This is a genomic window from Streptomyces yangpuensis (assembly GCF_024666385.1).
GTDB lineage: Bacteria > Actinomycetota > Actinomycetes > Streptomycetales > Streptomycetaceae > Streptomyces > Streptomyces yangpuensis.
Map to the genome: position 1 here is coordinate 261,722 of NZ_CP102515.1, position 12,573 is coordinate 274,294.

The following is a 12,573-nucleotide window of genomic DNA, read 5'->3' on the forward strand; positions in this document are numbered from 1 at the left end:
CGGGTGCTGATCGTCGCCACCCTGCACCGGACCGACCCGCGGGCCACCGTCGACCCCCTCACCGGCCGGGTCGGCACCGAGGGTTACGCGGGCACGGCGAGCCACGCCGACCGGTGCGCCCTGGAGCACGCCCTGCGGCTGGCCGAGGTCTTCGGCGCCCGCTGCCTGGCCGTCACCGCCGGCCCGCCCGAGGCCGAGGAGGTGCTGCGCGAGGCCCTCGCGTGCGGTGCGGACCAGGCGTTGCGGATCGAGGCGCCCGGCACCCCGGACCCCGCCGGCACCGCCCACCTGCTGCACGCCGGACTCGCCGCCCATGGCGCCCGGCCGGACCTGGTGATCTGCGGGGACCGCTCCGCCGACGGGGCCACCGGCACCACGCCGGCGCTGCTGGCCGGGCTGCTCGGCGCCGCCCAGGCGCTCGGACTGATCGAACTCGCCGAGGACAACGGCACCACGGGCCCCGCCGCCCTGCGGGCAGTACGCCGGCTCGACGGCGGCCGCGCCGAGGTGCTCGCCGTGCCGCTGCCCGCCGTCTGCTCCGTCGAGGCGGGACAGGTGCGGCTGCGCCGTGCCTCCCTGGCCGGCACCCTGGCCGCCCGTACAGCCGCCATCCCGGTGGTGTCCGTCGCCGCCGCGCCCGCTTCCCGGGTGCGCACCGGGCCCGTACGCGCCTACCGGCCCCGGCCCAGGGCGCTGCCCGCGCCCGCCGGCGACACCCCGCGGGCCCGTCTGCTGGCCCTCACCGGCGCCCACACCCCGCCCCGTACCTCGCCTCGCGTCCTCACCCCGGCCTCCCCGGCCGAGGCCGCCGACCTGCTCCTGGCCGAGCTGCGCGGGCTGTCCCGGGACGCGGGATGAGGCGCGCCCACCCCGTCGGCCCGCGCCGGCGCCCGTACCCCGCCGCGTGCCGTGGCCGATGGCCGCTGACCGGGCACACCGTCCCCGGATGCACCGTCACCCGGCACATCGTCACCGGGCACGTCCCCGGGCTCGTCCCCGGCCCCGCGCGTGCCGTCGTCCACGTCGGCGGAGGCCTCGCACCGTGACTCTGCACCTGACCCCCGACCCCGGCCTGCGGCGCCTCGCCGACGGCCGGATCCTGATCGGCGGCGCCCCCTGCCGTGTGCTGCGCCTCGGCGAGGACGGCGCCCGCCTGGTCGGCCGCTGGTTCCGGGGCGCACCCGTCGCCGACGGGCCCGCGCACCGGCAGCTGGCCGACCGGCTCGTCCGCGGGGGCCTCGCCCACCCCTGGCACGACGCCGCCCGGCTCACCCCCGCCGACGTCACCGCCGTCGTCCCCGTACGCGACCATCCGGCCGCGGCCGCCCTGCCGCGGCTGCTCGCCGAGTGCGCCGCCACCGTCCTGGTCGACGACGGCTCCACCCTGCCGCTGCCCGGCGCCGCCGTCCGCCACCCGTTCTCCCGCGGACCGGCCGCCGCCCGCAACACCGGCTGGCGGCAGGCCCGTACCGCCCTCGTCGCCTTCCTCGACGCCGACGTGGTCCCCGTGCCCGGCTGGCTGGAGGAGCTGCTGCCCCACTTCGAGGACCCGTCGGTGGCCGCCGTCGCCCCTCGCGTCTGCAGCCGCTCCGGCCCCACGGCGCTCGACCGGTACGAGGAGCACCGCTCCCCGCTCGACCTGGGTCCGCAGCCCGCCGGGGTCCGGCCCGGCAGCCGGGTCTCCTACGTGCCCACCGCCGCGCTCGTCGTCCGCCGCGACGCCCTCGAACGGCTCGGCGGATTCGACGAGTCCCTGCGGTACGGCGAGGACGTCGACCTGGTCTGGCGGCTGGCCGCCGAGGGAGCCCAGGTCCGCTACGAGCCCACCGCCCGGGTGCACCACACCCCGCGCGCCACCTGGACCGCCTGGGCCCGCCAGCGGTTCGGCTACGGCACCTCGGCCGCCGCGCTCGCCCTGCGCCACGGCCGGGCCGCCGCCCCCGTACGGGCCTCCGCCTGGAGCCTGGCCGCCTGGGCCGCCCTGACCGCCGGACACCCCGCGGCCGCGGCCGCCACCGCCCTCGGCAGCGCCGCCCTGCTGCCCCGCAGACTCCGCTCCGTCGGCGTGCCGCCCGCGGAGAGCCTCCGGCTGGCCCTGCTCGGCCATCTGGGCGCCGGCCGGCAGCTCGCCGACGCGGCCACCCGCGCCTGGTGGCCCGCCGCCGTGCCCGCCCTGGCCGCCACCCGGCGCGGCCGGCTGCTGCTGGCCGCGTCCCTCGGCCGGCACGTCCTCGACTGGCAGCGGGTACGCCCCGGTTGCGCGCTGCCGCACTGGGTGGCGGCCCGGGTCGCGGACGACCTCGCGTACGGTGCCGGGGTCTGGTGGGGCGCCCTGCGCCACCGCACCACCGCCCCGCTGCGCCCCGACACCGGGGTGCGCGACAAGGCCCCGGAGCGGCCGTGACCGCGACGCCCCGCCGACTGGCGGACATCCCCTGGCCCGAGCTCGCCCGTACGGCGGCCGGCGACGTGCTCGCCGTACCCGTAGGCTCCACCGAACAGCACGGTCCGCACCTGCCGTTCACCGTGGACACCGACATCGCCCACGCGCTGGCCGAACGTCTGGCCCGCGCCCGCGACTGGATCGTCCTCGCCCCGCCCGTGCCCTACGGATCCTCCGGCGAGCACGCCGGCTTCCCCGGCACCCTCTCCATCGGGCAGCAGGCCACCGAACTGGTGCTGACCGAACTCGGCCGCTCCGCCGACGCCTTCGCCGCGGTCGTCTTCGTCTCCGGCCACGGCGGCAACGCCCAGCCGCTGCGACGGGCCGTCAGGACCCTGCGCCGCGAGGGCCGGCGCGTCCACTTCTGGGAACCGGACGGCGACCCCGCCGACTCCCACGCCGGGCACACCGAGACCTCCGCCCTGCTGGCGCTCCGCCCTGCGGCCGTACGTCCGGCCGCGGCCGTCCCCGGCGAACTGCGGCCGCTACCGCAGCTCCTGCCCGCCCTGCGCCGGGGCGGCCTGCGGGCCGTGACCCGCACCGGCGTGCTGGGCGATCCGACCGGCGCGGACGCCGCCGCGGGGGAGCGAATTCTCGACCGCTGGGCGGCCCGACTCATCACCGCGTCCGAGGCCTGGCGTCCCGCGCCGGACTCCGGACTGAACTGAGCAGGTTCCCCTGGATGCGAGACACTGTCCGCGTGCAATTCATGATTCTCGGCCCGATGGAAGTGCGGAACGCCGACGGTGAGCCGCTCGAACTCGGCGGCCCGCGGCCGCGAGCGGTTCTCTCGCTGCTGCTCGCCGCCCCCGGCCGGGTGATCACCACCGACCGCCTCATCGACGAGGTGTACGGCGACGACCCTCCCTCGGGCGCCGGGAACGCACTGCAGTCGCAGATCTCCCGGCTGCGCCGCCGGCTCGGCGTGACCATCGAGTCCCTGCCCGCCGGCTACCGCCTCGACGTCGACCCCGACGACGTCGACGCCCACCGCTTCGAACGGCTCGCCCGGCAGGGCCGCCAGGCCCTCACCCTGGGCGACCACACCCGGGCCGCCGCCGTCCTGCGCGAGGCCCTGGACCTGTGGCGCGGCCCGGCGCCGGCCGGCCAGGAACGCCTGGAGGAGCTGCGGCTGGCCGCGGCGGAGGACCGCTTCGAGGCCGAACTGGCCCTCGGTGAGACGGGCTCGCTCGTCCCGGAGCTCCAGCAGCTCCTCGCCGCGCACCCCCTGCGGGAGCAGCTGTGCGGACAGCTGATGCGGGCCCTGCACGGCAGCGGCCGCCAGGCCGAGGCGTTCGCCGTCTACGAGCGCACGCGCGACACCCTCGCCGAGGAGCTGGGCGCCGACCCCTCGCCGCAACTGGCCCGGATCCACCTGGACCTGCTGCGGGCCGAACGACCCCAGCCCGAGGCCGCCCCCCGGGGCGTGCCCGCCCAGTTCACCAGCTTCGTCGGCCGTGACACCGAACTCGCCCGGATCCAGGGCCTGCTGCGCACCGCCCGGCTGGTCACCCTGGTCGGGCCCGGTGGGGTCGGCAAGACCCGGCTGGCCGCCGAGGCGGTCGCCCGGGAGACCGGCGAGGTCTGCTTCGTCGAACTCGCCCCCCTCGCCGACGGGGCGCAGATCCCCGCCGCCGTCCTGAGCGCCCTCGGCCTGCGGCCCTCCTCCGGCGGCGGCCCCGGTCCCGAGGAGCGGCTGGTGACCGCGCTCGCGGAGCGGCTGCTGCTGCTCGTCCTCGACAACTGCGAGCACGTGGTGGAGGACACCGCGCGCCTGGTCCGGCGGCTGCTCGAGTCCTGCCCCGGCGTCCGGGTGCTGGCCACCGGCCGGGAGGCGCTGGGCTTCACCGGTGAGGCGCTGTGCCCGCTGTCGCCCCTGGAACCGGCCCCGGCCGCCCAGCTGTTCGCCGACCGGGCGGCCGCGGTGTCCCCCGGCTTCGCCCTGGACGGCGCGAGGGCCGCCGTGGTCGAGCACATCTGCGCCTCCCTGGACGGACTTCCGCTCGCCTTGGAGCTGGCCGCCGCCCGGCTGCGCACGCTGTCGGTGGAGGACATCGCGGCCCGGCTGGACGACCGGTTCCGGCTGCTGTCCCGCAGGGACCGCACGGCCGTACCCCGGCACCAGACCCTGCGGGCGGTGGTGGAGTGGAGCTGGGACCTGCTCGACGACGACGAGCGGGCGCTGGCCCGGCGGCTCACCGTGTTCGCCGGCGGGGCCACCCTGTCCGCCGCCGAGACCGTCTGCGGTCTGCCGGACGCCGAGGAGCTGCTGGAGTCGCTGGTCGCCAAGTCGCTGGTGGAGGTCCGCGGCGGGCGACTGCGCATGTTCGAGACCGTACGGGCGTTCTGCGCGGAGCGGCTGGCCGAGTCGGGGGAGGAGCAGGAGTTCCGCCGGGCCCACGCCGGTTACTTCCTGACCCTCGCCGAGACCGCCGAGCCCTACCTGCGCCGTACCGAACAGGTCGAGTGGCTGACCCGGCTCGCCGCCGAGCAGGACAACTTCCAGGCCGCGCTGCGCTGGTCCGTGGGGGCCGACGTGACCCTCGCGCTGCGGCTGGTGGCCGAGCTCACCTGGTACTGGTGGCTGCGCGGACTGCACGGCGAGACCGCTCCGCTCGCGGCCCGGCTGCTGACCGAGACCGGCGACGAGCCGCCCGCCGGTCTGGACGAGGAGTACATCCTGTGCGTGCTCAACGCGCACATGGCGCACGGTGACTCGGTGGCCGCCGAATCCCGTCTGGACCGGGCCGAGTCGGTGCTGCTCGGAATCGACCGGCCGCTGCGGCGGCCCATCCTGACGGTGCTGTGGGCCACGGTCAGCGGCCCCGGGCGGGCCAACGACATCACCCGGCGCAAGCAGATCGGCACGGACCCCTGGCCGCGCGCGGTCAGCCGGATGGGAAGCGGCTTCCAGCCCTGGTTCGAGGGCCGCCCCGACGAGGCGGAGGAGGCGTTCGCGACCGCGCTGGCGGAGTTCCGCGAGACCGGGGACCGGTGGGGCATGGCGAACTCGCTGGACCCGCTGGCGATGTTCGCCGGCTGGCGCGGCGACCGGGACCTGGCCCTGGCCCGGCTGGACGAGGCGCTGACCATGGTCGGAGAGCTCCGGGCGCCCGAGGAGACCGCCGACCTGCTCCGCCGGCGCGCCGACACCCTGCTGTACGGCGGCGATCTGGAGCAGGCCCGGGCCCACTACGAGCGGGCCGCCGAGCTCGCCGGCCGGCTCGGTATCCCCGACAAGGCGGCCGCCGCCCGCCGTGGTCTCGGCGACGTGGCCCGGCTGTCCGGTCGGCCCCAGGAGGCCCGGGAGCAGTACGAGCGTGCCCTGGCGACTGTCGCGGACAACTGGAACAGCGCCGCGGAGATACAGCTGATCTTCACCGGCCTCGGCCGCACCGCCGAGGCCGGGCAGTGCCGCGAGGAGGCCCGCGACTGGCACGAGAAGGCTCTGGCCATCGCCCTGAAGCGAACCCCCGCCGACCTGGCGTACGCGGCCGAGGGGCTGGCCGGTCTCGCGGCCCTCGAAGGGGACGGGGAGCGGGCCGCCCTGCTGCTGGGGGCCGGGGTGGCGCTGCGCGGGACGGCGCTGGCCGGCGATCCCGACGCCGCCCGTATCGAGGCCGCCGCCAGGGCGCTGACCGGGGAGGACGCGTACGCGCGGGCGTACAGGCGGGGCCTCGGACTCGGCCACGACCAGGCGCTGACCACCCTCGGTCAGGGATGGTCAGCGGACGGTACCTGACTGGTAAGGGGTCCTGGAGAAGCTCTTCTCATCAGCGGAACACCTCCGCGGAAACCACCAGCGGCAACGCCTGGCAGAGGAGCAGACCATGACCGAGAACCTTCGCATCCCGCAGCACGCCCGGACCGTACTGATCTCCGGCGCCTCCATCGCCGGCCCTTCCCTGGCCTACTGGCTGAGCCGTTACGGCTACGCGGTGACCGTGGTGGAGAAGGCCCCGAAGCTGCGCGAGGGCGGCTTCGCTGTGGACTTCCGCGGCGACGCGCACCGCACGGTCCTCGAGCGCATGGGCATGTGGGAGGAGATCCACCGCCGCCAGACCCACATGGGTGTCCAGTCCTTCGTGGACGAGGCCGGCGCCGAGCAGGTCAGCGTGCCCGCCGAGTTCATGAGCGGTGACGTGGAGATCTTCCGCGGCGAGCTGTCGAAGATCCTCTACGAGCGGACCCGCAACAGCGTCGAGTACATCTTCGGCGACTCCATCACCTCCCTGGAGGAGACCGCGGACGAGGTCCGCGTCACCTTCGAGCGCACCGCCCCCCGCTCCTACGACCTGGTGGTCGGCGCCGACGGCCTGCACTCCCACGTGCGTCGCCTCGCCTTCGGCGACGAGTCGCTGTTCCTGCGTCACCTCGGCCACTACGTCGCCGGCTACGACGTCCCCAACGACCTGGGCCTGGACCGCACCGCCCGCTGGCTGAACGCCCCCGGCCGGGGTGTGAGCGTCAACAACTACGACGGCGACCCGGCCAGGGCCGGCGTGTCGATGGTGTTCGCCTCCCCGGAACTGACCTACGACCGGCGCGACATCGCCGCGCAGAAGCGGATCCTGGCCGAGCAGTACGCCGGGCTCGGCTGGGAGGTGCCGCGTCTCCTGAAGGGCTTGGAGGAGACCGAGGAGCTGTACTTCGACGCCATCGCCCAGGTCCGGATGGACCGCTGGTCCAAGGGCCGCGTGGTCCTGCTCGGGGACGCCGGCTACGGCGCCACGATGGGCGGCATGGGCACCGGCCTCGCCGTGGTCTGCGCCTACGTCCTCGCCGGTGAGCTGGCCACCCAGCGCGACCACCGGGCCGCCTTCGCCGGGTACGAGGCCGAGATCCGCGAGTTCGTCATGGGCTGTCAGAAGACGGCCGAGGGCGCCGGCGGTTTCCTCGCCCCGCCCACCGAGAAGAAGATCCGCACCCGGAACTTCACCTACCGGATGCTCACCTCGAAGGTGATGTCGGGCATTCTTGCCAAGCTGACCGTGAAGGCCGCGAACAACATCAAGCTGAAGGACTACCCGGCGCAGCTCGCGAGCGTCCGCGCGGCCGCCTGACCAGTCCGTCCGAGCATCCCGTACGGGCCGTGCGCCCGTACGGGATGCTTGTGTGTTCCGGTACCGCTCCAGCTGGATTCCAGGTCGGTGCACGAAAATCCGGCGGACGCATTTCCGTTCCGTTTCGTACTCCGGTATCCGCTTTCCGATTAAGGGGGAGATAGGGGTTTGGCGACCGCGCCGCCGGCCATACCGTGGGGATCCGGGTCATCAAGCCCGTGATTTCGACGAACAAGCCTTAACTCGACGAGGCGGGAGTGCGGCGTTGGTCAGCCACTCGAATGCGACACGTGAAGAATCCGGAATCGCTGACGGGAATCCCGCCCACGGCGAACTCGTGAACGGCGAACCCGTGCATGGTGAACTCGTCCGGAACGAACTCGTCCACGGCCTGCTGGACGCCGCCGTGGCGAGAACGCCGGACGCCCCCGCGGTCCGCGACGCCACCGGCATGTGGACGTACCGGGAACTCGACGCGTACAGCCGGGCTTTCGCCCACTGGCTGCGCGCCCGCGGCGCCGGCCGCGGCGACCGGTTGGTGCTCCAGCTGCCGACCAACCGCAGGCTTGCCGCCATGTTCTACGGAGCCTCCCGCTGCGGAGTGATCTTCGTGCCGCTCAACCCGGCCATGAAGACCTTCCACCTGCGGCAGGTCGTCGGCAACGCCGACCCCAAGCTGCTGATCGGCGACGGCACCACGGCCCCCCGGCTGCGGGAACTCTCCGGCACCGTGCACCTGGCCGACACCGTGTGGGACGACGTCGAGGAACTGCGGGCCCAGGGCGCCCCCTTCGAGGCCGAGCCGGTGCGCCCCGACGAGGTCGTCACCCTCATCTACACCTCCGGCTCCACCGCCGCCCCCAAGGCGGTGACCTGCCCGCACACCCAGGTCACCTTCGCCTCCCGCGCACTGACCCAGGCCCTCGGCTACCGCGCCGACGACGTGGTCCTCTGCCGGTTCCCGATGTCCTGGGACTACGGCCTGTACAAGGTGCTGATGACCTGCATCGCGGGCAGCGAGATCGTGCTCGCCGACGGCGAGTCCGACCTGGTGCTGCTGCGCCGGATGCGCGAGACCGGCGCCACCGTGGTGCCCGTCGTCCCGTCCTTCGCCTCCATGATCGTCAGCCTGGCGCGGCGCGACGGCACGGACCTGCCGCCGGTGCGGATGTTCACCAACACCGGCGCCGCCCTGCCGCAGGCCACCACCGACGCCCTGCGCGAACTGTTCCCCGGCGTGCGGGTGGTGCGCCAGTACGGCCAGACCGAGGCCAAGCGCATCACCGTCATGCCGCCCGAGGAGGACCGGGAGCGACCCGGCGCCGTCGGCCTGCCGCTGCCCGGCACCCGGGTCCTGATCCTCGACGACGAGGGACGTGAGCTGCCGGCCGGTGAGACCGGTGAGATCGTCGCCGTCGGCCCGCACGTGATGCCCGGCTACTGGAACAGCCCCGAGATCAGCGCGAAGGCCTTCCGTACGGCCCCCGGCACCGGCGAACCCTGCCTGCACACGGGCGACTACGGCAGCCTCGACGCCGACGGCTACCTGTACTTCGAGGGCCGCCGCGACGACATGTTCAAGCGCAAGGGCTTCCGCATGAGCACCCTCGAGATCGAGGGCGCCGCCATGGACATACCCGGGGTGCGCGCGGCCGCCGCGCTGGCCCCCACCGAGGAGCACGACCTCGCGCTCTTCGTCGAGAGCGACCTGGCGCCCGCCGCGGTGCTCAAGGGCCTGGCCCAGCGCCTGGAGCCGGCGAAGGTTCCGGCGATCTGCCGGTGCCTCACCGAGTTCCCGCTCACCCAGCACGGAAAGAACGCCCGGCAGGAGCTCGCCCTGCTGCTTCGAGGGAGTGGAAATTGAGCACCGACAGCACCCGGTCCACCGACCCGGCCGAGCTGGCCCGCACCTACGGCACGCCGCTCTACGTCTACGACCTGGACCGGGCCCGCGCCGCGCGGCGCGACCTGTTCGGCTGGCTGCCCGAGGGCTTCGAGGTCTTCTACGCCTTCAAGGCCAACCCGCACACCGACCTGGTCCGGGCGCTGCGCGACGGCGAAGGCCCCGCCTGCAAGGCCGAGATCAGCTCCACCGGTGAGCTGGCCGCCGCCCTGGAGGCCGGCTACGACCCCGCCGACATCCTCTACACCGGGCCCGGCAAGACGTACGGCGAACTGCGCGAGGCCATCGGCAAGGGCGTACGGGCCTTCTCCGCCGAATCGCGGACCGACCTCGAGCACATCGGCGGGGTCGCCCTCGAACACGGCACCGTCGCCGACTGCCTGCTGCGCATCAACAGCGCCCAGGCCAGCGCCACCACCTCCATCCGGATGACCGGCGCGCCCACTCAGTTCGGCATCGACAGCGAGACCGTCCCCGACCTGGCCGACGAGCTGAACTCGGTCCCCGGCACCCGGGTGGTCGGCCTGCACCTGTTCTCGCAGAGCAACGCCCGCGACGAGGAGGCCCTGATCGGGGAGCTTACGCACACCATCGAGGTGGCCGCGGGCATAGAGCGGGATCTCGGCATCGAGCTGGAGCTGCTGGACATCGGCGGCGGCTTCTCCGTCCCGTACGCCCAGCACGGCGAGCGCGCCCGCTACCCCAAGCTGAAGCAGGAGCTGGAGAACGCCCTCGACCTGCACTTCCCGCGCTGGCGCGAGGGCACCCCGCGGCTCGCCGTGGAGTCCGGCCGCTACCTGTCCGGGGACAGCGGCACCCTGGTCGCCCAGGTCACCAACGTGAAGGTCAGCCGCGGCAAGAAGTTCGTCATCGCCGACGCCGGCATCAACACCTTCGGCGGCATGTCCGGGCTCGGCCGGCTGCTGCCGGTGTCCGTGCACGTCGAGGCCGGCGGCGAGACGGAGAAGGCCAGCCTGGTCGGCCCGCTGTGCACCCCCGGCGACGTCCTGGGCCGCCAGATCGACATGCCGGTGCTGGCCCCCGGCGACCTGGTGCGGATCCCCAACGCGGGCGCGTACGGGCCCACCTCCAGCCTGCTGATGTTCCTGGGCCGCCCGGCCCCCACCGAGATCGCGGTGGAAGACGGCGAGATCGTCTCCGTCACCCGGATCGAGCATGTGCGCACCCCGCTGGACCGGGAGCCCGCCGATGGGTGAGGCACAGGTCCCGGCACCGCGCACCGAGGCCGCGCCGCAGGCGTCCAAGGGCACCGTGGTCGTCACCACCCTGGCCTCCGACTCGCACACCTGGAACCTCGTCTTCCTCCAGCTCCTGATCGAGGAGTGCGGCTACGACGTGGTCAACCTCGGCCCCTGCGTGCCGGACGAGGTCCTGGTCGCGGAATGCGGCGACCTGCGCCCCGAGATGATCGTCATCAGCAGCGTCAACGGGCACGGCTATCAGGACGGCATGCGGGTCATCCCGCAGCTGCGGGCCCGCGGGCCGCTCGCCGCCACCCCCATCGTCATCGGCGGCAAGCTGGGCACCGACGGCGGTGAGGGCGTGGACCGCACCGGCGAGCTGATGGCGGCCGGGTTCGACGCCGTCTTCGAGGACGGCAAGGACCCGATCGCCGCCTTCCACTCCTTCCTGGCCGCCCTGCCCCCGGCGGGCGCCCGCCGCCCGCTCCCCGACCCCTCGCGGATCCCGGCATGACGGGCGGGGGGCTGACACCGTCCCCGGAGCGGACTCCGGCCGGCCGGCCGGCCGACTTCGGGGAGTTCGTCCGCCGGGAGGGCGGCAACGGCCGCCTCGTCGTCCAGCCCCGCATGGGCTTCGGCGACCCGGCCCGGATGCGCGAGGGCCTCGCGGCCGCCAAGAGCGCCGACGCCACCACCGTCGGCACCCTCACCCTCGACAGCTACACCCGCGTCGGCGACCTCGACGCCGTCGAGAACGCCCTGCGCGAGGGCACCGACCTCAACGGATACCCCATCGTCCACCATCCGCCGGACACCACCGCAGCGGTCCTCCACGGTCTGTGGGACGCCGGGTTCCCGGTGCAGGTCCGGCACGGCTCCGCCACCCCCATCGACATCTTCTGGGCCATGATGCGGCTGCGGCTGAACGCCACCGAGGGCGGCCCGGTCTCCTACTGCCTGCCGTACGGGCGCACCCCGCTCGCCCAGGCCGTCAAGAACTGGGAAGGCTGCTGCAAGCTCTACGCGAGGCTGCGGGACGCGGGTGTCGAACCGCACCTTGAGACCTTCGGCGGCTGCATGATGGGCCAGCTGTGCCCGCCGAGCATGCTCGTGGCGATCAGCTTCCTGGAGGCGATGTTCTTCGCCCAGCACGGCATCCGCTCGATCTCCCTCAGCTATGCGCAGCAGACCCACATGGGCCAGGACCGGGAGGCCGTCGCCGCGCTGCGCCGGCTGTGCGCGGAACTGCTGCCCACCGACAACTGGCACGTCGTCATCTACACGTACATGGGTGTGTACCCCGAGACCACCCGGGGCGCGTACGGGCTGCTGGGCAGCGCCGCCGAACTCGCCGTCGCCACCGGAGCCGAGCGGCTGATCGTCAAGACGGCCGCCGAGGCCCGCCGCATCCCCACCATCCACGAGAACGTGCTGGCCCTGGAGTACGCGGCCCGAGCCGCGGCCGGGGCCTCCTTCGCAGCCGACGGCTCCACCGACACCCAGACATACGCCGAGGCCAGGGCGATCGTCGACGCCGTGCTGGGGCTCGGTGACGACCTCGGCAGCGCCCTGCTGACCGCCTTCCGGCTCGGATACCTCGACGTGCCGTACTGCGTGCACCCGGACAACGCCGGCCGGGTGCGCAGCCACATCGACGCCGAAGGACGTCTGCGGTGGGCCGGTACCGGCAACCTCCCCCTGCGCGGAGTCGCAGAACGCACGGCCCCCAGAAAAATCACCTCCTACGACCTCATGAACGACCTCCACCACGTGCGCAGGAAGTTCGACGCACCGCACCGGAATCTCGGCACAGGTTCTGTCGCCGAACTGGTCCGTCGTTAGTGGTCGGGTAGGGGCGGTTAGGGGTGTGGGCGCAAAAGGCGCCCAACCTAGAGTTACTCGTCCGGGATTGCGCCCGGGCGTTCCCAATTTCCTGCCGCGATATGCGCAAAAGGTGTGGAG

At 74.0% G+C, this 12,573-nt stretch carries 9 protein-coding genes; all 9 read left to right on the forward strand.

What is annotated here, in order from left to right:
* Window positions 1-3: 3 nt before the first annotated feature.
* The gene (locus NRK68_RS35065) at window positions 4-858 is read left to right on the forward strand and encodes a mycofactocin-associated electron transfer flavoprotein beta subunit (RefSeq protein ID WP_257858228.1); all 855 of its coding nucleotides are present in this window, start codon (window positions 4-6) and stop codon (window positions 856-858) included.
* Window positions 859-1,042: 184 nt separating this feature from the next.
* Window positions 1,043-2,404, forward strand: a complete 1,362-nt coding sequence (gene mftF / locus NRK68_RS35070) for a mycofactocin biosynthesis glycosyltransferase MftF (protein ID WP_257858229.1) — start codon at window positions 1,043-1,045, stop codon at window positions 2,402-2,404.
* Complete coding sequence (mftE, locus tag NRK68_RS35075; protein ID WP_257858230.1) at window positions 2,401-3,111, forward strand: mycofactocin biosynthesis peptidyl-dipeptidase MftE; 711 nt, start codon at window positions 2,401-2,403, stop codon at window positions 3,109-3,111. Before mftF ends, mftE begins: the two co-directional genes overlap by 4 nt.
* A 56-nt stretch (window positions 3,112-3,167) precedes the next feature.
* Window positions 3,168-6,185 (forward strand): AfsR/SARP family transcriptional regulator, encoded by a 3,018-nt coding sequence (locus NRK68_RS35080; protein WP_257858231.1) that lies wholly within the window; start codon window positions 3,168-3,170, stop codon window positions 6,183-6,185.
* 88 nt (window positions 6,186-6,273) lie between these two features.
* Window positions 6,274-7,506, forward strand: a complete 1,233-nt coding sequence (locus NRK68_RS35085) for an FAD-dependent monooxygenase (RefSeq protein WP_257858232.1) — start codon at window positions 6,274-6,276, stop codon at window positions 7,504-7,506.
* A 337-nt stretch (window positions 7,507-7,843) separates the two neighbouring features.
* Complete coding sequence (locus NRK68_RS35090) at window positions 7,844-9,370, forward strand: AMP-binding protein (RefSeq protein WP_257858233.1); 1,527 nt, start codon at window positions 7,844-7,846, stop codon at window positions 9,368-9,370.
* Window positions 9,367-10,626: a type III PLP-dependent enzyme domain-containing protein gene (locus NRK68_RS35095; RefSeq protein WP_257858234.1), complete on the forward strand. Its 1,260-nt coding sequence runs from the start codon at window positions 9,367-9,369 to the stop codon at window positions 10,624-10,626. Before NRK68_RS35090 ends, NRK68_RS35095 begins: the two co-directional genes overlap by 4 nt.
* Window positions 10,619-11,125, forward strand: a complete 507-nt coding sequence (locus tag NRK68_RS35100) for a cobalamin B12-binding domain-containing protein (RefSeq protein ID WP_257858235.1) — start codon at window positions 10,619-10,621, stop codon at window positions 11,123-11,125. The genes NRK68_RS35095 and NRK68_RS35100 overlap by 8 nt, the downstream gene beginning before the upstream one ends.
* Window positions 11,122-12,453: a methylaspartate mutase gene (locus NRK68_RS35105; protein WP_257858236.1), complete on the forward strand. Its 1,332-nt coding sequence runs from the start codon at window positions 11,122-11,124 to the stop codon at window positions 12,451-12,453. Before NRK68_RS35100 ends, NRK68_RS35105 begins: the two co-directional genes overlap by 4 nt.
* The last annotated feature ends 120 nt before the right edge of the window (window positions 12,454-12,573 follow it).

Excerpts from the sequence above, each read along its gene's own strand:
- NRK68_RS35085 (WP_257858232.1), top strand. The coding sequence starts at position 6,274 with ATGACCGAGAACCTTCGCATCCCGCAGCACGCCCGGACCGTACTGATC.
- NRK68_RS35080 (WP_257858231.1), top strand. The coding sequence starts at position 3,168 with ATGGAAGTGCGGAACGCCGACGGTGAGCCGCTCGAACTCGGCGGCCCG.
- NRK68_RS35100 (WP_257858235.1), top strand. The coding sequence starts at position 10,619 with ATGGGTGAGGCACAGGTCCCGGCACCGCGCACCGAGGCCGCGCCGCAG.
- NRK68_RS35105 (WP_257858236.1), top strand. The coding sequence starts at position 11,122 with ATGACGGGCGGGGGGCTGACACCGTCCCCGGAGCGGACTCCGGCCGGC.